The following is a 20,113-nucleotide window of genomic DNA, read 5'->3' on the forward strand; positions in this document are numbered from 1 at the left end:
CCGCCCCCATGAAAAAGACGCCCATCGCGTTATTGCTGACCCTTGGTCTACTCAACACCCCGCTGTCGGCGTTCGCGGCGACCGCGCCGCTGGATCTGGTCGGGCCGGTTTCGGACTACAAGATCTACGTCACCGAGCAACTGGACCAACTGGGCACCCACACCAGGCAATTCACCGATGCCGTGAAAAAGGGCGACCTGGCCACCGCACAAAAGCTCTATGCGCCAACACGCGTCTACTACGAGTCGATCGAGCCGATTGCCGAGCTGTTCAGTGACCTCGATGCATCCATCGACTCCCGCGTCGACGACCACGAAAAAGGCGTGAAGGCTGAAGACTTCACCGGTTTTCACCGCCTCGAGTACTCGTTGTTCTCGGAAAAAAGCACCCAGGGCCTGAACGATCTGGCCGACAAGCTGGATAAAGACGTCCAGGACCTGCAGACCCGCGTCGCCGGCCTGACCTTCCCGCCCGAGAAAGTCGTCGGCGGTGCTGCCGCACTGCTGGAAGAAGTCGCCGCCACCAAGATCTCCGGTGAGGAAGACCGTTACAGCCACACCGATCTCTATGACTTCCAGGGCAACATCGACGGCGCGAAGAAAATCGTCGACCTGTTCCGTCCGCAGATCGAGAAGCAGGACAAGGCGTTTGCGGCCAAAGTCGACAAGAACTTCGCCACCGTGGACAAGATCCTGGCCAAGTACAAGACCAGGGACGGTGGTTTCGAGACTTACGACAAGGTGAAGGACAACGACCGCAAGGCGCTGGTGGGCCCGGTCAATACCCTGGCGGAAGACCTGTCGACGTTGCGTGGCAAGCTCGGTCTGAACTGAGACGTGTAGCGCCTGTTCTGCCGCCTTCGCGAGCAAGCCCGCTCCCACACAGGGTCTTTGTTGAACACAAAATTGTGCTCAGCGAAGATCAGTGTGGGAGCGGGCTTGCTCGCGAAGACATTTTTAGCGACGCTGAAAACTCTGTGCGTTAGAGGATGCGATAGAGCAACCGCTCGACCCGCACCCGGCTCACGCGCTTGAGGAACTTGGCCACCCCGGCCGGGTAGTCCGCCAAGGCTTCCAAGTCCTGGAATCGCTCGATCCGCGTGGTGTGTTCGAAGATGTTTTCCAGCTCAAGGCGGCGCGGTTCCAGCCACTCGCCTTTCGGGTCATCGATCAACAACGCGTTTTCCAGGTCGAGACGGAACGCCCGCGGGTTGAGGTTGTTGCCGGTCAGCAGCGTGTAGCGCTGGTCGATCCACATGCCCTTGAGGTGATAGCTGTTGTCGCCCTCACGCCACAGATGCAGGTTCAACTGGCCGCTGTCGATGTTGCGCTGATGGCGCTTGGCGAAACGGCGCAGGCTGATCTCGTAGAGATACGGCAGCGCGGCGATCACCTTGAATGGCTCGGTCGGCGGAATGTAGAAGTCGTTGGCGGTCTTGTCGCCGACAACGATATCGATCTTCACACCACGGGCCAGCGCCCGGTTGATCTCGCGGATCACCCCCAGCGGCAGGTTGAAGTACGGTGTGCAGATGGTCAGTTGCTTCTGGGCGCTGGCAATCAGTTCCAGAATCACCCGGTTCAGCGGATTGTTCTTGCCCACACCGAGCAACGGGCTGACCGTCAGGCCGGCATGCGCCGTGCTGCCGGCACTGGTGTCATACGCGGCGTATTTGAGACGGCTGCGCAGGTCGCCGATGTCGTTGCGCAGGCTGCGGGTGGTCGGCAGGTTCGGCAGGTCGAGGCGATGCACCGCTTTGGATTCGATCAGGCCGTGCTTGACCAGGTGGTGCATGGAGTCCGCCAATTCACGGTTCTGCAACACGTGATAACGGTCAAAGCGATACTTGTCGAACTTGTGCAGGTAGACGTTGTTCAGGCTGGCGCCGCTGTAGACCACGCAATCGTCGATCACGAAGCCCTTCAGGTGCAGCACGCCGAACAGCTCGCGGGTCTGCACCGGCACGCCATAAACCGGCACCACGCTCTGGTGGGTGCGGGTCATCTCCTGATACCAGGCGGCGTTGCCCGGTTGCTTGCCGGCACCGATCAAGCCGCGCTGGGCGCGCAGCCAGTCGACGACCACAACAATTTCAAGCTCGGGACGCTTGAGTTTGGCGGCGTGCAAGGCCTCGAGAATTTCCTGGCCGGCCTCATCGTTTTGCAGATAGAGCGCGACGAGGTAGATGCGCTGGGTCGCCTGGGCGATTTTCTCCAGCAGGCAACGGCGGAACTCGGCGGCACCGGACAGAATGGTCACGGCCTCGGCGGTCAGCGGAAAGCTGCGCAACTTGGGCAGCAGAGAGCGTTTGAAAAGCAACGGCATAGGGCTCGCAATGGGTCGAATCCGAAGAACCCGAGAGCTTACACCATCAACTCCTTCGGGTCTTCACGCCTGATTGATCGTTCCTACGTTCTGCGTGGGAATGCAGAGCGCGGGAACGATCGTAAAATAATTTCTTGACCAAGGAGAACGATCGTTCTACTGTTCATCACATGAACGAAATCACAAGCAACGACACGACCCGAGACATCATTCTGGATGTCACCGAAAAGTTGATCTACAAAAGTGGCATCGCGGCCACCGGCATGGATCTTCTGGTGAAAACCGCCGGTGTCTCCAGAAAGAGTATCTACCGCTACTTCGCCAACAAGGAGGAGTTGACCGTCGCCGCCCTGCAACGCCGCGACGTGCGCTGGATGCACTGGTACAGAAGCGCCGTCGATCAGGCCGAAACCCCGGCCGACCGCCTGCTCAACCTGTTTACCGTACTCAAGGGCTGGTTCGCCTCGGAAGGCTTTCGGGGCTGTGCCTTCATCAATACCAGTGGCGAAACCGGCGATCCCGAGGATCCGGTGCGCCTGGTCGCCAAAGACCACAAACAAAAGCTGCTCGACTACCTGTGCGAGCTGTGTACCGAACATGGTGCCGAGGACCCGCAGCTGTTGGCCAAGCAGCTGCTGATCCTGATTGACGGCGCCATTACCGTAGCGCTTGTGATGGGTGATCACAGTGCCGCCGATAATGCGCAATGCATGGCGCGAAAGTTATTGGACCTGTAACGCCTTAATAAGCCTGACAAGTTGTTTAACTGTTAATAGATCGGGAGACAAACATGTCTACTGCAGCCGAAGTTCGTCCGCCATTGCCACCGTTCAACCGTGAATCGGCCATTGAAAAAGTTCGTCTGGCCGAAGATGGCTGGAACTCCCGCGACCCGGAGCGCGTGTCGCTGGCCTACACCCTGGACACCAAATGGCGCAACCGCGCCGAATTCGCCAACAACCGCGAAGAAGCCAAAGGGTTCCTGACCCGCAAATGGGCCAAGGAACTGGATTACCGTCTGATCAAGGAGCTCTGGGCTTATTCCGACACCCGCATCGCCGTGCGTTACGCCTACGAATGGCACGACGACTCGGGCAACTGGTTCCGCTCCTACGGCAACGAGAACTGGGAATTCGACGAGCACGGCCTGATGTTCCAGCGTTACGCCTGCATCAACGACATGCCGATCAAGGAAAGCGAACGCAAGTTCCACTGGCCGCTGGGCCGACGCCCGGATGATCATCCGGGGTTGTCCGAGCTGGGTCTGTAATCACGGAGCCCGCCACTCACGATGGAAGCAGGGATGCTTCCATTTCGTGCTTTCCCCAAAACAACAATAGCCCATTGTTTTTATCGCAAAAGGTACTTATGGACTGTCAGTAATGACAGTAGCGACAACAGCAAATTCATCAAATCATTGTCATGCAGCCATATTTGGCCGAATTAACGGCCTCTCTATCGACCATGACAGTGAGCGACTGATATGACCCAGAAAAACATGGTTCCAAATGGTGATTTCAGCACAGGTGATTTCAGCGAATGGATTCCACAAGGTTACGACACACCGATGTCCGTCGAACGCCACAACGGTAGCTATGCCGCACGCTTGGTCGGTGGTAGAAACCAGGGGCAGAGTCTTGCAACAAAGACCTTTCACATTCAACCGGGAGTGTTCGCTTTCAGTTCCCGGATCCAGGCTCCCAATGCCGCCCCGTTGCAAGACACCAAGGATCGACGAATTCACATCCCGGTCCTCGGCAAAACCCCCAATCCAATGTTTCACGCGCACATCTACTGCACGCTCTGGACGACCAATCGCAACACTGGTGAGCATGAAGTATGGCCCGAAGTACGCTATGTCGATCCGCAAACAAGAACGCTGACGCTCAAAGGCACTATCCGGCCCGGTTACGAGTGGTTAAGTGTTCACTTCGCCATTCCCAACGATCCCTTTGGAAACAAAGGGCATTACCTCATCAGCAAAGTCTGGTTCTCGGTCGTGTAGCGACTTCCGTCCGAGCTCCACTTTATCGATGAGGATCCAAGTCGCGATGACCGGGTGTTACGGCTATGATGACCGCCCGCTCCTGCCCTGCCGAAATAAGCCGATTCCATGCCTTTCGATCTCAGCGTTGACCTCACTACCCTGGCCGTTCTGGCCCTTGTCGCTTTCATTGCCGGATTCATCGACGCCATCGCCGGCGGTGGCGGTCTGTTGACCACGCCTGCGCTGCTCACCGCCGGCCTGCCGCCGCACCTGGTGCTGGGCACCAACAAGTTGAGTTCGACCTTCGGTTCGGCCACCGCCAGTTTTACTTTCTACCGGCGCAAGCTGTTCCACCCAAGGCAATGGATGCACGCCATCATTGGCACGCTGGTCGGCGCCCTGACCGGCGCCATCGTCGCCCACTATCTGCCGGCGGAATGGCTGAACAAGATGCTGCCGGTAATCGTCTTCGCCTGCGGCCTGTACCTGTTGTTTGGCGGCACGCCGAAAGCGCCGCTGGACAGCGACGCACCGATCAAGAAAAAGTGGCAATCGACCCAGGGCTTCAGCCTCGGCTTCTACGACGGCGTGGCGGGTCCCGGCACTGGCGCGTTCTGGACCGTCAGCAGTCTGCTGCTGTACCCGATCGATCTGGTCAAGGCCAGCGGCGTGGCGCGCAGCATGAACTTCGTCAGCAACATTGCGGCGCTGTCGGTGTTCGTGTTTTCCGGGCAGGTGGACTGGATCATCGGCCTGAGCATGGGCCTGTCGGTGATGGTCGGCGCCTTCTTCGGGGCGCGCACCGCGATCAGCGGCGGCGCCAAGTTCATTCGTCCGGTGTTCATCACCGTGGTGCTGGGGTTGACCGTGCGTCTAGCCTGGCAGCACTGGTTCAGCATGGCCTAAACGCCGCGCTACATAGACGTCGATCAGGTAACGGGCAATCGATTTTGACGCCGGCAACGGCGGCAGATCGTGTACGTTGAACCACTGGGCGTCTTCGATCTCGTCTTCCTGACAGACAATCTCGCCACCGGCGTATTCGGCATGGAAGCCGAGCATCATCGAGTGTGGGAATGGCCAGCACTGGCTGCCCATGTACTGGATGTTCTTCACTTCGATGCTGACCTCTTCGCGTACTTCGCGGATCAGGCAATCCTCGGCGGATTCCCCAGGCTCCGCGAACCCGGCCAGCGTGCTGTAGACCCCGGTGACGAAACGCGGTGAGCGCGCCAGCAGGACTTCATCGCCACGGGTCACCAGCACGATCATGCTCGGCGAAATGCGCGGATAACTGCGCAGCTCGCACGGCTGACAATACATCGCCCGCTCCCGTGGCACCTGAGTCATGGCCTGACCGCAGTTGCCGCAGAACCGGTGTTCACGGGCCCAGGTGCCGATCTGTGCAGCATAGCCCAGCACTTTGTAGATCGTGTGATCGCCGTCGAGCATGAACGCCCGCAGCCCCTTCCAGTTACAACCCGACACCTCGCTGGTGTTGCGCAATTCCAGCAGGTAGACCGGCTCGCCATCGAGGTGGCCGATGCCGTGCTCGGCAAGGATCGACAAGTCCTGGCGCTTGAGCCATTCCCGGGGGAACAGCGCGCCGTTGTCATCGAACAGAAAACCCTCGGGGCTGCGCGCGACGGCCCAGCCGCCGGGTTGATCGGTGTCCAGTACTGCGGTGGTCCAGCGAGATGTCATGGTTTCTCAATCCAGAAATTCGGGTTTCTGTTTGCTCATATGGGCGGCCATGGCCACGCGCAAGTCGGTGGATTGCAACATGGCGGCGTTCCAGGTGGCAACGTACTCCAGACCATCGTCGATACGATGGTCGCGCATGTAGCTGATCATTTCCTTGGTGCCGGTGACCGCGATCGGCGACTTGCCGGCGATGTCCCGGGCAATGTCCATCACGCCTTCGATCAGGCTGTCCTTGTCGCTGTAGACGCGGTTGACCAGGCCGATGCTGCGCGCTTCTTCGGCGCCAAAGGTGCGACCGGTGTAAGCCAGTTCCCGCAGCATGCCGTCACCGATGATCCGTGGCAACCGTTGCAAAGTGCCTACATCGGCCGCCATGCCGATATCGATTTCTTTAATGGAGAATTGTGCATCTTCGGCGGCGTAGCGCATGTCGCAGGCCGCGATCAGATCGATGGCGCCGCCCAGGCAATAACCCTGAATCGCCGCCAGCACCGGTTTGCGGCAATTGTCGACAGCGTTGAACGAGGCTTGCAGGGTCAGAATCTTTTTGCGCAGCAGGCGTGCGTTGCGGCCGACGTCCTTGCCCAGCTCGTTGGCGACGCCGGCCAGCATCATCAGGTCGATACCCGAGGAAAAGTGTTTGCCGGCACCACTGAGCACCACCACCCGCACTTCGTCGGTGTCGTCGATCCACTGAAACACCTCGACGATTTCGCTCCAGAACGCGGCGTTCATCGAGTTGATTTTTTCCGGACGGTTGATCTGCACATGGGCGATGTTGTCGGCCAGTTCGACGCTGAAGGCGGTGTATTGAGTCATGGCAGAAATCCTTTACCGGGCTGAAAATGAGGCCCGAACTATAACAAGGCATCAGCACGGCGGTTCGGCCAAATGCGGGACTTTAGCCGTTCTTCACCGCGACGAAAGCGGCGGTCTCGTAAGGCACCGTCACCACCTCCCTGCCCCGCAGCTGCGGCTCGCCGGCAATCAGTTGAGCAATCTGCTCGTCGATCTTCGCGCGCTGTTGATCGTTCAACGCGGCAATGAAACTGGTGGATCGCACCCGGTTGAAAATCACATCTTCCGGCGAGCCGGTATGACCATGCTGAAAGTGCTGAGCCTGCAACGGCCCGAACGCCGGGTGTGGAAAGGCCTTGCGCCATTCGCCGGTGTAGAAGCGCGGCGTGTCGCCTTCCAACGCATTGACGATGGCGTCCAGCTTGGGCACCCAGTCGATCCGGGTGTCGCGCAGGTTCCAGATCAGGCCCAGTTTGCCGCCCGGCTTGAGCACCCGGGCGATTTCATCCAGCGCCTCGGTGCTGGCGAACCAGTGAAAGGCCTGCGCGCAGACGACGGCATCCACCGAGGCATCGGGCAGCGGCAAATCCCTTGCCGTACCGCTGACGGCCAACACCTGCGGCCAGGCCAGCGACAGCTTCTCCAGCATCTGCGCCACCGGCTCAACGGCAATCACCTGAGCACCGGTCGCCACCAATCGTCCGGTGAACTTGCCGGTGCCGGCGCCGAGGTCGATAACGGTCTTGTGGCCATCGAGGCCCAGTGTGCCCGTCAGCCATTCGGTAACGGCAGGCGGATAGTCGGGCCGGCCTTTGACGTAGGTGTCGGCGGCGGTTTTGTAGCCGCTGGCGGCCGAATGGTGAACCTGATCTTTCATGGCCAAACTCCCATGGTAGAACTGCAGATCGACGACGAACGCTGACCAGCATAGCGCCGGAAAAAGGGCTTTCCTTTAACAAAGCCTGACAAAGCAATGAATAAATGTTCACCCTGCGGTGTTCAAAGTGAAACATGACCCCCTGTGGAGCCTTGCCCATGACTATCCGTTCCGTTATGTTCGCCGCCCCGTTGCTGGTGGCCGCCGTTTTCGTGAGCCCCCTCGCCTTCGCCAATGGCGATGAAGAGGCGCCCGTTCAGAAACCCAACTGCCCCAAAGGCCAGGTGTTCGACACCAAAACGCAGAAGTGCGTGATGCAGACCAGCCATCTGGTGCCCGACGCCGACCGGACCGATTACGCCTACCGTCTGGCCAAGGCCGGCCGTTATGAAGAAGCCCTGGCCCTGCTCGATACGCTGGAACAACCGAACACCGCCAAGGCCCTCAACTATCGCGGTTATGCCACGCGCAAACTGGGGCGCACCGACGAAGGCATCGGCTATTACCTGCAATCGGTGAGGCTTGATCCGCAGTACGCGCAAGTCCGCGAGTACCTGGGCGAGGCTTATGTCATCAAGGGTCGCGTCGATCTGGCGCAGGAACAGTTGCAGCACATCCAGAAGATTTGCGGCACAACCTGCGAGGAATACCGAGACCTGGCCGAAGCCATCAACGATTCATCGAAAACCTGACACGACACGCGGAGGCGAACATTTTCAGCGATCAGGCCTTCAGAGCCGAACTCGGGCAACACCTGGCGCGCCTGTGGCGTTACGGCTTGCTGCTGTCGCGCAATCGGCACGTGGCCGAGGATCTGGTGCAAGCCACCTGCGTGCGGGCACTGGAGCGTGCCGGCCAGTACGTGGCCGGCACGCGCATGGATCGCTGGCTGCTGAGTATCCTGCATTCGATCTGGCTCAACGAAGTGCGCGCCCGCCGGGTGCGCCAGGGCCAGGGCGTGGCAGACGCCGACAGCCAGCTGACATTCGATGGCGAATACGCCGCGCAGACCCACGTCATGGCGGCGCAGGTGATCCGCCGGGTCGATGCGTTGCCCGAAACCCAGCGCGAGACGGTTTATCTGGCGTACGTCGAGGGCCTGTCCTACCGCGAAGTCGCCGAGATTCTGCAAGTACCGATCGGCACGGTCATGAGCCGCCTGGCCACCGCACGCCTGAAACTGGCCGAATACCCGCCGCTGCAAGCGGTACTGAACACCCCCGCAGGAGACCGGCAATGAATACGCCTTCCGACGAGCAACTGGTGGCGTATCTGGACGATGAACTGGACCGCGAACAGCGCAGCCACCTCGACAGTCTCATCGCCGACGATCCGCTCCTGAGCCTACGGGTGCAATGGCTGAGCCGCAGCAACCTGCCGTTCAAGACCGCCTATGACGAACTGGCGCAACAGGCGCCGCTCGATCGCTTGCAGGCCCGCCTCGATGCCGCGCCGTCACCGCAGAAGCCGGGTTTCAGCCGACGCTGGTTCATCGGCGCAGCGGCAGCGGGCGTGGCGCTCGCAGGTGTCGCGGCGGACCGCTTGTTCCTGGCCTGGCAAGCGCAGCAATCGCACAACTGGCGCGAACTGGTGGGCGATTACATGGCGTTGTACGTGCCGCAGACTCTCGAACACTTGCCCACCGATGAAGCCTCGCAACTGGCGCAGTTGCGAACCGTCGATGCGCGCCTGGGCGTGAGCCTGTCGCCCGCGAAACTGAAATTGCCCGGCGCCGTGTTCAAGCGTGCACAAATACTCGAATACGACGGCGTACCCATTGCGCAAATCGTTTATCAGGACGCCAGATACGGCCCGCTTGCGCTATGCGTGACGCGCTCGAACAGTGGCAGTCTTCCCGTGGAGCAGGAGCGTCGACACAAAATGAATGTGGTGTACTGGACCGTTCACGAACATGCATGGATGTTGATCGGATACAACCCGACATCCGAGCTTCATGGTTTCGCCCGAACCCTGATCAATATTCAACTTTGATCGTGTCGAGGGAGAACCAGTCTGCCTTCGGACAGACAATCCGGATGAACTTTATCCCCGATGCCTCATGCAAGACGCTTTGTGGCGTGCTGTAGGACGTGCCGAGAGACTTGCTTGCAAGCAGGGTTCCGTGCGCAGACAGATACTCCACGAAACTGTCTTCATAGTTACTGCTTAAATGCCAGAAACTGGCGCAGGAACAGGCATCTTTCAACTCCAGCTCGACGATCACCGGCTCCGGAGTATTACTGTCGCGACCGATACTCAACACCTGTCCTTCAACCCGCCCGGCGAACGATTGGCCGATATCGGCACGTGGCATGATCGCGCACTCGCCACTACCCGACACAAAATTGATAAGCAGGTTGGCGGTTTCCATGATGCCCCCCTTCGTCACCACTTGCGCGGGTGCCTGCGTGAAGTCCTCCAATACCATGGCCGGCAGGTTCAGAACCTTATACTCGCGGGTTTTGAAAACCACGGCGGAGCGCTCGTCGTGATGACCGTCAAATGCCACCTTCAGCTCCAGGACCACCTTGGTTTCCGGCTTGAATTTCAGCAATAGATCCCGCATCAGCGCATTGTCCAGACCGGCCTTTGTTTCTGGCTCCGTGACCGGAGCGCCGTTGGCAATCGTGATCTCATGGTCCTTGTCATCGTGTCCGACACCGCATAGACGAAACCAGCGTAACTGCCCCACAGCCATCCCTGGCCACGGTTTGCAGGTTGCCTGAGCGTGCCCTTTGAATGCGCCCAGTTCGAGCACTTCATCCAGAGCCTGTGGCAACCCCGGGGTTGGCAAGCGCCGATCGGCGTCTTCGATCCTGTGGACGGTGACCTCCCGCTCGCCCGATGGCTGCGAGCCTCCTGCCTGCAGCAACTCCCAACCCAGTGTCATCGTTCGGCCGTGATTGGCCGCAAGCACTTCAGGCCTGAGTACAAAATTGGCACGGTGATTCTTGTTGAAGTTGACCGCCTTGAACACCGGTGAGCCAAGCCCTGGAGCCCCTTTGACCAGCAGACGAGCCTGATCGCCGTCCTGGGCCTCAAGGTGCTCGACACGAACGGTCAGACCCTCGGGAAAGTCCAATGGATCAAACTGATCGCCAGTCCCGACGAGGGTTGGAGGCAACAGATCACTGGTGGCGCCGCCAATGATGCGGACGGTCAACGTCTCGGAACGATCCAGCGGTACACCACCACTTACCCGGGTATACCGGAATTTAGCCGTGCCGTCCGCGGCGGCAGTGAGATAATTGTTCGGTACCGAGAACGTGTACATGAACGGAATGTTCTTGACCGTCTCGACCAACGTCAATGACTGCACGTCACCGATCGCATCCTGAAAGCGGCAGTACAGGTGAATGTCGTCACCTTTCATCCAGTCGCGTGACACGTACACCTGCGCAGTCGCGGGCCCGCCGGCAAGCTTGTCGAGGTCGATCGTATCGGGGTCATCTTCGGCGTCGGCAGGGTCTTCACTGACAATCGGCGGGTCGTACCATTGCCCCAAAAGATTGACGTACAAAGGCAATGCGACCGAGTACGGATTGTCGGTGTCCGGACCGTTGCCAACACAATCGGTCACCGTGTACTTCAACGGAAAATCCGCCGCGTCGCCCGCTTCGATGAACGTCGCTTCCTGGATCCTGATCACCAAAGGCTCTCCGCTATCGACGTCGGCCTGGGTCACAAGCCGCGTCAGGATCACGCCGTTGCAATCAAGTTGCACTTTGTCGAAAGCTCTCATCAGCGGATAGGAAAGCGTGACAGCAACGCCTTCCCGTGCCCGTTCGGGATTGACGCCTTCATCGAGGACCACTTGCTCGACTTTCAGCTTCAGCTCCGAATGCCCCTCCTTCTCGGGAAAACGATCCACCAGCCCCGGACGTTTGTCATGGAACCAGACCTGCAACGGGTATGAAGTTTCAATCTCGACGCCGCCTCGTTCCAGGCTGTAGTCCAGCGTGTTAAGCCCGACCTTCAAAAATTTCACCGGAACATACAGGTCCGCTCGTTGGTTTTCCTCTCCGACGGGAATCGGTTTAGTTGCCACTACAACACCGTCAAGTCGTAAGACAAGCCTGTCATCCGCAACCATACCCGCCGAAGGCTCGATGAAAACCTTGACCCCCTCGGGATAGAGATAAGTCAGCGCCAACGGCAGTCCGGCATCGACCGGTTGCGGCGCGGACACCGGTTGTTTCATACCGGGAATACGAGGTTGAACGAGTGTAGGGACGGCCATCGTCTTCAGTCCTTTGCCAGCGGATCGAAAGGGATTGATCACTGCAGGATCGCGTTGCCTGCCATCAGATACCCATGCAGCGAAGGCCACAACTGTCATATCTGACAGGTGTTTTCTCGAAGAAAATGATCAAGAATTGCTGTTGAATTGCGCTCGCCCGATCAGGCGCACGAGGCAGGCTGTACTATGCTGGACCAGTGACTTTCCAAGTAAGGATTACCGATGTCTATCACGCCTCGTAGTGCATTGCTGGTCATCGATGTACAGAACGACTTCATTCCCGGCGGCCAATTGCCGGTGCCCGAGGGAGATCGGATAGTGCCGTTGGTCAACGATCTCGCCCGCCAGTTCAAACAGGTCGTGATCGCACAGGACTGGCACCCTGCCGGCCATGCGTCGTTCGCCTCCAGTCACCCCGGCCACAAGCCCTACGACGTGATTCAACTGCCCTACGGCGAACAGACCCTGTGGCCGGATCATTGCGTGCAGGCCACCCGGGGTGCCGAACTCCACCCGGAATTGAACCTGCCCCATGCGCAACTGATCATCCGCAAGGGCTGCAACCCGGACATCGACAGCTATTCGGCGTTTCTGGAAGCGGACCGCGTCACAACCACAGGTCTGGCGGGTTATCTGAAGGAGCGCGGCATCGACACGGTGTACATGGTCGGCCTGGCGCTGGATTTCTGCGTGATGTTCTCCGCGCTGGATGCACGGGCCGCGGGGTTCAATGCGTTTGTGGTGCTGGATGCATGCCGGGCGATTGATCTGAACGGCTCGCTGACGGCGGCGATCGAGCGGATGCAAGTGGCGGGGGTCGGCCTGATCCATTCCACTGAACTGCTTTGACTGACGCCTGTTATCTCACGCTGATCGCTGTGCACTAATCGTTCCCACGTCGAGGCCTCGAACCTTTTGCGTGGGAACGATCATCAACGAGCGCTAAACGGGGGTTGGTAGCCACAGCCTGAACCGCGCCCCGCCCAACGGCGAACCTTCCACCGTCAACGTCCCGCCCTGGGCTTCCAGCGCCCGACGGCTGATTGCCAACCCCAGTCCAAACCCGCCGGTCGCCCGATCCCGGCTGCGATCCAGCCGATAGAATGGCTCGAATATCCGCTCCCGCTCGTCTTCCGGAATGCCGATCCCGTCGTCATCCACCCAGATCTCACAGCCCTTCGGGCAAACCTGCACACCGATCTGAATGCGCTTTTCGCAGTAACGCATGGCGTTACGCAACAGGTTCTGAATTGCACGGGCGGTCAGGCGTGGATCAAGGGAAAAACGTTCCAGCTGATTATGCAGCAGCACATCGATGACGATTTCCGGTGATTCCAGCTCTTCGTCGACGCTGCCCAGAATGCTGTCGATGAACTCGTCCAGCGACACTTCGACCTGCTCCGGCAACTTCGCCGGATTCTGCAGGCGGCTGTAGGACAGCAACTCCAGCACCAGCTCATCCAGTTCGCGGATGTGCGCGACCAGCCCTTGCAGGCGTTCGCGGCTGGCTTGCGGCAAGTCATCGGACAGCGCCAGCGCCAGGCCGAAGTCCAGGCGGGTCAGCGGCGTGCGCAATTCGTGGGACACGGCGTTGAGCAAGTCCCGCTGCTGGTTGAGCAGGTTTTCGATGTCGCCGGCCATGGTGTCGAACACGTTGGCCAGGCTGCCGATGTTGGAGCTCGGGCCAATCTGCGTGCGCTCGCTCAAATGGCCCTTGCCGAAACGTTCGGCCGTGCCCTTGAGGCGTTCCAGGTCGCGCCAGTGCGGACGAAACCAGAGCAACAGGCACGCCAGCAGACTCGCGCCGATCAGCACGTTGATGCTCCAGTACAACAGGTTCACGTCCATCGGATCCGGCGGGACCACCATTTGCACGGCCACCTGGTCGTTCAGCGGCGTCACCGCCAGCGTACGCCAGCCCCAGTCGCCGATGCGCACCACGTTTTCGCCACGACGCAGGCGCTCTTGTTCGATCGGGGTGAAATCGGCGTTATCGATACGGGCGAGGACGATGTGCAGCGGCTGGAAATCCTTGTCCATCGACGCCGCAACCGCCGGCCACTGATCCTGCGGCACGGCGCGAAACTGCTTGGTGATCAGCGATTGCAGGCCACGGGAATAATCGAGGTTGTAGGTGACGAACCGCTGCTTGAACGCCATCACCACCAGATCCGGCACCAGATAGATCGCCGCGCTGTAGGAAACGATCGTCACCAGATAGAGGCGAAACAGGATTCTGAACATCGAATCAGCATTCCCACTCGGAACGGCTGAACAGATAACCCTTGCCCCACACGGTCTTGATCTTGCGCGCTTCGCCCGCGTGGTCGTCGAACTTGCGTCGCAGCTTGGAAATCGCCACATCCACCGAGCGGTCGGTGCCGTTGAACTCTATGCCGCGCAGGCGTTGCAGAATCTGGTCGCGACTCAGCACTTCACCGGCATGACGGGCCAGCACCACCAGCAGGTTGTATTCGCCGCTGGACAGTTCAACCGGCTGATCGCGCCAGGTCACCGTGCGCTCCGACAGGTCGATGCACAGGTTGCCCATCAGGATGCGGTCGTTGGCGGTCATCGGCTCGCCGAGGCTGCTGCGACGCAGCAAGGTGCGTACCCGCGCCAGCAAAACCCGTGGTTCGCAGGGTTTGGTCACGTAATCGTCGGCGCCCATTTCCAGGCCCAGCACCTGATCGTGGCTGTCGTCGCGGGCGGTCAGCATCAAAATCGGCAGCGTCGCCGAGTCTGCGCGCAGCAGGCGACAGACCTGCAAGCCGTCGAGGCCCGGCAGCATCAGGTCGAGAATCACCAGGTCCGGCGGATTGAGCCGCGCCCGTTCGCGCACATGGTCGCCTCGGCCGATCACGCTGACGGAATAGCCGTTGCGCTCGAGATAGCTGGAGATCAGTTCGGCGAGGGCGGTGTCGTCTTCGACCAGGAGGATGTTGGGCATTGATGATCCAGAAAGTGCTGTGGCGACTGGCTTGCCCGCGAAGGCGGCATATCTGTCGCAATAAATTTCAAGGCGTAAAGGATATACGCCCTCACTCGTCCCTGAGCAAAACCCTTACACAATTTCACACAGCACCTACAAAGCTTCACCGCTACCCTCTGCGACTGTCCGTAGGATGCGCAGATCAATATTGGGGGTTGTACATGTCGAAGAATCTGCTGGCCGGGCTCGGCCTGATCGCATTAGCGCTGACGCTGAGTGCCTGTGATAAATCCTCGAACGCCGAGGAACAGGCGCCGCCGGCCACCGTGCGGATCGAAACCCTTGAGGCGCGCCCCCTGTCGATCAGCAGCGAACTGAGCGGGCGGATTGCCGCCCCGCGCATCGCCGAAGTCCGCGCCCGGGTCGCCGGCGTGGTGCTGCAACGCACCTACCGCGAAGGCAGCGACGTGAAAAAAGGCGACGTGCTGTTCCGCATCGATCCGGCACCGTTCAAGGCTGACCTCGATAGCGCCGAAGCGGCCCTGCGCAAGGCCGAGGCCAACGCGTTCCAGGCGAAGTTGCAGGAGCAGCGCTACGCCCAGTTGATCGACGACAAGGCCATCAGCGCTCAGGACTACGACAACGCCCGCGCCAACGCCCGGCAGACCGCCGCCGACGTGGCCGCCAACAAGGCTGCCGTCGAGCGCGCCAAACTGAATCTCGGTTACGCCACCGTCACCGCGCCGATCTCCGGGCGCGTCGGGCGTGCCCTGGTGACTGAAGGCGCACTGGTCGGCCAGAACGAAACCACGCCCATGGCGCTGATCCAGCAGTTGAACCCGATCCACGCCGACCTCACCCAGTCGACCCGTGAATTGAATGAGCTGCGCCGGGCGTTCCGTTCCGGTCAGTTGCAGCAGGTCGGCCAGGATCAGGTCAAGGCCACGTTGATCCAGGACGACGGCAGCCTCTATCCGCTGCCGGGCAAACTGCTGTTCAGTGACATCACGGTCGATCCGGGCACCGGGCAGATCATCCTGCGCAGCGAATTCCCCAACCCGGACCTCGATCTGTTGCCCGGCAGCTACGTTCGCGTGCGTCTGGAGCAAGGCGTGATCCAGCATGGCCTGACCGTGCCGCAGCGCGCGGTACAACGTGACAGCGCCGGTGTGGCGCAGGTCCTGACGGTCGACGACCAGATGCGCGTCGCGCAGCAGCCAGTGCAGCTCGGCGCGGTACAGAACGACCGCTGGATCGTCACCGGCGGCCTCAAGCCCGGCGACCGCATTGTCATCGAAGGCCTGCAACACGCCCGTCCGGGCGAAGTGGTGCAGATCGACGACACCCCTCTTCCACTTGCCCAGACCTCTGGTCAGTAAGCAGGACGCTCTTCTATGCCGCAGTTCTTTATCGACCGCCCGGTGTTCGCCTGGGTCGTCGCGTTGTTCATCCTGTTGGCCGGTGCGCTGGCCATCCCGCAATTGCCGGTGGCTCAATACCCCGACGTCGCGCCGCCGCAGATCGAAATCTATGCCGTGTACCCGGGCGCCTCGGCGCAGACCGTCGATGAGAGCGTCGTCAGCCTGATCGAGGAAGAACTCAACGGCGCCGATCACCTGCTGTATTTCGAATCGCAAAGCAGCCTCGGCAGCGCCACGATCAAGGCGACGTTCCAACCAGGCACCAACCCGGAGCTGGCCCAGGTCGACGTGCAGAACCGCCTCAAGGTGGTCGAGTCGCGCCTGCCGCAAGCGGTGAACCAGCAAGGTTTGCAGGTGGAGAAAGTCTCCGCCGGTTTCCTGCTGCTCATCACCCTGACCTCCAGCGACGGCAAGCTCGACGACGTGGCGCTCAGCGATTACCTGGCGCGCAACGTGATGAACGAGATCAAGCGCATCGACGGCGTCGGCAAGGCCCAGTTGTACGGCGCCGAGCGGGCGATGCGGATCTGGGTAGATCCGCAGAAGCTGATTGGTTTCAATCTGACGCCCGCGGACGTCAACGCCGCCATCGTCGCGCAGAACGCTCAGGTCTCGGCGGGCAGCATCGGTGATTTGCCAAATCCGAGCAGTCAGGAAATCACCGCGACGATTCTGGTCAAGGGTCAGCTTTCGACGCCGGAAGAGTTCGCCGATATCGTGCTCAAGGCCAACCCCGACGGCTCCACCGTGCGCATCAAGGATGTGGCTCGGGTCGAGATCGGCAGCCAGGAATACCAGTTCGGCACCCGCCTGAACGGCAAGCCGTCCACCGCCGTCGGCGTGCAACTGTCGCCGGGCGCCAATGCCCTCAGCACCGCGACCTTGATCCGGGCGAAGATGGATGAACTGTCGCGTTATTTCCCGGCGGGCGTGGAATACAAGATTCCCTACGACACGTCGCCGTTCGTGAAGGTCTCGATCACCAAAGTGGTCTACACCCTGGGCGAAGCGATGTTGCTGGTGTTTGCGGTGATGTTCCTGTTCCTGCAGAACATCCGCTATACCCTGATTCCGACGCTGGTGGTGCCGGTGGCGCTCATGGGCACCTTCGCGACCATGCTCGCGCTGGGTTTCTCGATCAACGTGCTGACCATGTTCGGCATGGTGCTGGCCATCGGCATTCTGGTGGACGACGCCATCGTAGTGGTGGAGAACGTCGAACGGATCATGGCCACCGAAGGCTTGTCACCCAAGGAGGCGACACGCAAGGCGATGACCCAGATCACCGGCGCGATCATCGGCATCACGCTGGTGCTGGTGGCAGTGTTCATTCCGATGGCGTTCATGCAGGGCTCGGTGGGCGTCATCTATCGCCAGTTCTCGCTGTCGATGGCGACTTCGATCCTGTTCTCGGCATTCCTCGCCCTGACCTTGACCCCGGCACTGTGCGCCACTTTGCTCAAGCCGATTGCCAAGGGTGAGCATCACGAGAAAACCGGTTTCTTCGGCTGGTTCAACCGCCGCTTCGAGCAACTGACGGATCGTTATCAGGGATGGGTCGGCTACGCGCTGAAACGCACCGGTCGTTATCTGCTGATCTACGTTGTGTTGCTGGTGGGTCTGGGCCTGTGCTTTGCGCGCCTGCCCTCCTCGTTCCTGCCGGTCGAGGATCAGGGTTACACCATCACCGACATTCAACTGCCACCCGGTGCGAGCAAGAACCGCACAGTGCAGGTGGTCGAGCAGATCGAAGCGCACAACGCCAGCGAACCGGGCGTGGGCGACAGCACGGTGATTCTCGGATTCAGTTTTTCTGGCAGCGGGCAGAACGCCGCGCTGGCGTTCACTACGCTCAAGGACTGGTCGCAGCGTGGTAGCGACGACTCGGCGAGCTCGATTGCCGACCGCGCCAACATTGCCCTGAGCCAGATCAAGGACGCGGTGGCCTTCGCCGTACTGCCGCCGCCGGTGGATGGCCTCGGCACGTCCAGCGGCTTTGAGTTCCGCCTGCAGGATCGTGGCGGCCTCGGTCATGCGACCTTGATGGAAGCGCGCACCCAACTGCTGGACGCCGCCGAAAAAAGCCCGATCCTGATGAACGTGCGTGAAAGTGCCCTGGCCGAAGCGCCGCAAGTGCAGCTGGAAGTGGACCGCAAGCAGGCCAACGCACTGGGCATCTCGTTCGCCGACGTCGGCAACGTGCTGTCCACCGCCATCGGTTCTTCGTACGTCAACGACTTCCCCAATCAGGGGCGGATGCAACGGGTGGTCGTGCAGGCTGAAGGCGATCGCCGCAGTCAGGTCGATGACCTGCTGAAAATGCACGTGCGCAACGACGCCGGGAAAATGGTGCCACTGTCGGCGTTTGTCCGGGCCACCTGGACTCAAGGCCCGGCGCAGCTGACCCGTTACAACGGCTACCCGGCGATCTCGATTTCCGGCGAACCAAAACCCGGCCACAGCACCGGCGAAGCCATGGCGGAAATCGAAAGGCTGGTTGCCCAAGGGCCGAAAGGCCTGGGGCAGGAATGGACAGGGCTGTCGCTGCAGGAACGTTTGTCCGGCAGTCAGGCACCGATTCTGCTCGGGCTGTCGCTGTTGATCGTGTTCCTGTGTCTGGCGGCGTTGTACGAGAGCTGGTCGATTCCGACTTCCGTGCTGCTCGTCGTACCGCTCGGTGTTCTCGGCGCGGTGCTGGCGGTGACCTTGCGCGGGATGCCCAACGATGTGTTCTTCAAGGTCGGCCTGATCACCATCATCGGTCTGTCGGCGAAAAACGCGATCCTGATCATCGAGTTTGCCAAAAGCCTGTATGACGAAGGTCACGATCTGATTGATGCCACATTGCAAGCGGCGCGTCTGCGGTTGCGGCCGATTGTGATGACTTCGCTGGCGTTCATTCTGGGCGTGGTACCCCTGGCGATTGCCACGGGCGCGAGTTCGGCGAGCCAGCAAGCCATCGGTACCGGGGTGATTGGCGGGATGATTACGGCGACGCTGGCGGTGATTTTCGTGCCGGTATTCTTTGTGGTGGTGATCAAGCTTGTGCGCAGGTTCGCCAAGCCTGATTGATTGACCGGTTCCGGCGCGGTGGCCACAGGTCGCCGCGCTGGGCTAAGGTGTCTGCACACCCTGGCCCATCGAGTTCCCATGCGCTTCCTCGCCCGCACCCACCCTCGCCTTTCCGCCGCCGCATTATTCGGTCTTGCCGTCGGCCTGCTGGTCCCTGCCGACTCCGTCATCAGCAAAACCCTCATTGGCTGGAACGCCGGCGTCTGGACCTATCTGCTCCTGATGTTCTGGCTGACAGCTCGCGCGAAAGCACCGGACGTCAGACGCATCGCCGAAGTCGAGGACGAGAACGCCGGACTGGTGTTGTTCGTGGTGTGTATCGCGGCGCTGGCCAGTCTGGCGGCCATCACCCTGGAACTGGTCGGCAGCAAGGATCTGCAAACTTCCCACAAGCTCCTGCACTACGGCTTTACCGCGTTGACGGTGATTGGCTCATGGTTGCTGATCGGGGTCATTTTCAGTGTCCACTACGCCAGGCTGTTTTATACCTGGGACGGCAAGGAGCCGGCGCTGCGTTTTGCCGAAGGCCTGACAACGCCCAACTATTGGGACTTTCTGTACTTCTCGTTCACCATCGGCGTCGCTGTGCAGACGGCGGATGTCGGCGTGGCCACCCGAGAAATACGCAAGATCGTGCTGGCACAGTCGTTGATCGGCTTTGTATTCAACACTGCCATTCTCGGGTTCTCGATCAACATTGCGGCCGGGCTGTTCGGCTGATGTCTAGCTCATCCTCGAGCGCCACTTGTCGGTGACT

At 60.4% G+C, this 20,113-nt stretch carries 19 protein-coding genes; 12 read left to right on the top strand and 7 right to left on the bottom strand.

The features are described from left to right. Window positions 1-8: 8 nt before the first annotated feature. Entirely contained in the window at window positions 9-833 is an 825-nt protein-coding gene (efeO, locus tag C6Y56_RS14685; RefSeq protein ID WP_169430507.1) for an iron uptake system protein EfeO, read from the top strand. A 148-nt stretch (window positions 834-981) separates the two neighbouring features. Here efeO and pssA read toward each other — a convergent pair whose 3' ends face one another. After that, window positions 982-2,325 (bottom strand): CDP-diacylglycerol--serine O-phosphatidyltransferase, encoded by a 1,344-nt coding sequence (gene pssA, locus C6Y56_RS14690; RefSeq protein ID WP_169430508.1) that lies wholly within the window; start codon window positions 2,323-2,325, stop codon window positions 982-984. A 170-nt stretch (window positions 2,326-2,495) separates the two neighbouring features. Here pssA and C6Y56_RS14695 point away from each other — a divergent pair, with 170 nt between their 5' ends. From C6Y56_RS14695 to C6Y56_RS14710, 4 genes are all read left to right on the top strand, one after another. Then, complete coding sequence (locus C6Y56_RS14695) at window positions 2,496-3,062, top strand: TetR/AcrR family transcriptional regulator (protein ID WP_007951264.1); 567 nt, start codon at window positions 2,496-2,498, stop codon at window positions 3,060-3,062. Window positions 3,063-3,115: 53 nt separating this feature from the next. After that, entirely contained in the window at window positions 3,116-3,595 is a 480-nt protein-coding gene (locus tag C6Y56_RS14700) for a DUF1348 family protein (RefSeq protein WP_007951263.1), read from the top strand. A 213-nt stretch (window positions 3,596-3,808) separates the two neighbouring features. Beyond that, window positions 3,809-4,330, top strand: coding sequence for a hypothetical protein (locus C6Y56_RS14705; protein WP_169430509.1), 522 nt, complete (start codon window positions 3,809-3,811; stop codon window positions 4,328-4,330). 108 nt (window positions 4,331-4,438) lie between these two features. Next, complete coding sequence (locus C6Y56_RS14710; protein WP_169430510.1) at window positions 4,439-5,218, top strand: TSUP family transporter; 780 nt, start codon at window positions 4,439-4,441, stop codon at window positions 5,216-5,218. On the opposite strand, the gene nudC is transcribed toward C6Y56_RS14710, so the two are convergent. The 3 genes from nudC to C6Y56_RS14725 form a co-directional block, all read right to left on the bottom strand. Further along, window positions 5,186-6,016, bottom strand: coding sequence for an NAD(+) diphosphatase (nudC, locus tag C6Y56_RS14715; RefSeq protein WP_169430511.1), 831 nt, complete (start codon window positions 6,014-6,016; stop codon window positions 5,186-5,188). The two genes, C6Y56_RS14710 and nudC, sit on opposite strands and share 33 nt — an antisense overlap. Window positions 6,017-6,022: 6 nt before the next feature. After that, entirely contained in the window at window positions 6,023-6,835 is an 813-nt protein-coding gene (locus C6Y56_RS14720; protein WP_085709995.1) for a crotonase/enoyl-CoA hydratase family protein, read from the bottom strand. An 82-nt stretch (window positions 6,836-6,917) separates the two neighbouring features. Further along, window positions 6,918-7,691, bottom strand: coding sequence for a class I SAM-dependent methyltransferase (locus tag C6Y56_RS14725; RefSeq protein WP_169430512.1), 774 nt, complete (start codon window positions 7,689-7,691; stop codon window positions 6,918-6,920). 158 nt (window positions 7,692-7,849) lie between these two features. Here C6Y56_RS14725 and C6Y56_RS14730 point away from each other — a divergent pair, with 158 nt between their 5' ends. The 3 genes from C6Y56_RS14730 to C6Y56_RS14740 all read left to right on the top strand — a co-directional run bounded on the left by C6Y56_RS14730 (window position 7,850) and on the right by C6Y56_RS14740 (window position 9,683). After that, on the top strand, window positions 7,850-8,383 hold the full coding sequence (locus tag C6Y56_RS14730; RefSeq protein ID WP_169430513.1) for a tetratricopeptide repeat protein: 534 nt from the start codon (window positions 7,850-7,852) through the stop codon (window positions 8,381-8,383). Window positions 8,384-8,445: 62 nt separating this feature from the next. After that, window positions 8,446-8,931, top strand: a complete 486-nt coding sequence (locus C6Y56_RS14735) for an RNA polymerase sigma factor (RefSeq protein WP_169432649.1) — start codon at window positions 8,446-8,448, stop codon at window positions 8,929-8,931. Then, the gene (locus C6Y56_RS14740) at window positions 8,928-9,683 is read left to right on the top strand and encodes an anti-sigma factor family protein (protein WP_169430514.1); all 756 of its coding nucleotides are present in this window, start codon (window positions 8,928-8,930) and stop codon (window positions 9,681-9,683) included. The genes C6Y56_RS14735 and C6Y56_RS14740 overlap by 4 nt, the downstream gene beginning before the upstream one ends. Here the strand turns inward: C6Y56_RS14740 and C6Y56_RS14745 are convergent. Next, the gene (locus C6Y56_RS14745) at window positions 9,667-11,931 is read right to left on the bottom strand and encodes a hypothetical protein (protein WP_169430515.1); all 2,265 of its coding nucleotides are present in this window, start codon (window positions 11,929-11,931) and stop codon (window positions 9,667-9,669) included. The two genes, C6Y56_RS14740 and C6Y56_RS14745, sit on opposite strands and share 17 nt — an antisense overlap. A 222-nt stretch (window positions 11,932-12,153) precedes the next feature. On the opposite strand from C6Y56_RS14745, the gene pncA reads away from it, so the two are divergent. Further along, the gene (gene pncA, locus C6Y56_RS14750; protein WP_169430516.1) at window positions 12,154-12,780 is read left to right on the top strand and encodes a bifunctional nicotinamidase/pyrazinamidase; all 627 of its coding nucleotides are present in this window, start codon (window positions 12,154-12,156) and stop codon (window positions 12,778-12,780) included. 93 nt (window positions 12,781-12,873) lie between these two features. Here pncA and C6Y56_RS14755 read toward each other — a convergent pair whose 3' ends face one another. Both C6Y56_RS14755 and C6Y56_RS14760 read right to left on the bottom strand, forming a co-directional pair. Further along, on the bottom strand, window positions 12,874-14,175 hold the full coding sequence (locus tag C6Y56_RS14755) for an ATP-binding protein (RefSeq protein ID WP_169430517.1): 1,302 nt from the start codon (window positions 14,173-14,175) through the stop codon (window positions 12,874-12,876). A 4-nt stretch (window positions 14,176-14,179) separates the two neighbouring features. Beyond that, window positions 14,180-14,881 carry a response regulator transcription factor gene (locus tag C6Y56_RS14760; protein WP_065261627.1) on the bottom strand — a complete coding sequence of 234 codons (702 nt, stop codon included), beginning with the start codon at window positions 14,879-14,881 and terminating at the stop codon, window positions 14,180-14,182. 203 nt (window positions 14,882-15,084) lie between these two features. Here C6Y56_RS14760 and C6Y56_RS14765 point away from each other — a divergent pair, with 203 nt between their 5' ends. The 3 genes from C6Y56_RS14765 (at window position 15,085) to C6Y56_RS14775 (ending at window position 20,076) form a co-directional block, all read left to right on the top strand. Beyond that, complete coding sequence (locus tag C6Y56_RS14765; RefSeq protein ID WP_102718708.1) at window positions 15,085-16,242, top strand: efflux RND transporter periplasmic adaptor subunit; 1,158 nt, start codon at window positions 15,085-15,087, stop codon at window positions 16,240-16,242. A 15-nt stretch (window positions 16,243-16,257) separates the two neighbouring features. Continuing rightward, window positions 16,258-19,356: an efflux RND transporter permease subunit gene (locus tag C6Y56_RS14770; protein WP_169430518.1), complete on the top strand. Its 3,099-nt coding sequence runs from the start codon at window positions 16,258-16,260 to the stop codon at window positions 19,354-19,356. Window positions 19,357-19,434: 78 nt separating this feature from the next. Continuing rightward, window positions 19,435-20,076, top strand: a complete 642-nt coding sequence (locus tag C6Y56_RS14775) for a DUF1345 domain-containing protein (RefSeq protein WP_169430519.1) — start codon at window positions 19,435-19,437, stop codon at window positions 20,074-20,076. The last annotated feature ends 37 nt before the right edge of the window (window positions 20,077-20,113 follow it).

Source organism: Pseudomonas fluorescens (assembly GCF_012974785.1).
GTDB classification, from domain to species: Bacteria; Pseudomonadota; Gammaproteobacteria; order Pseudomonadales; family Pseudomonadaceae; genus Aquipseudomonas; species Aquipseudomonas fluorescens_BT.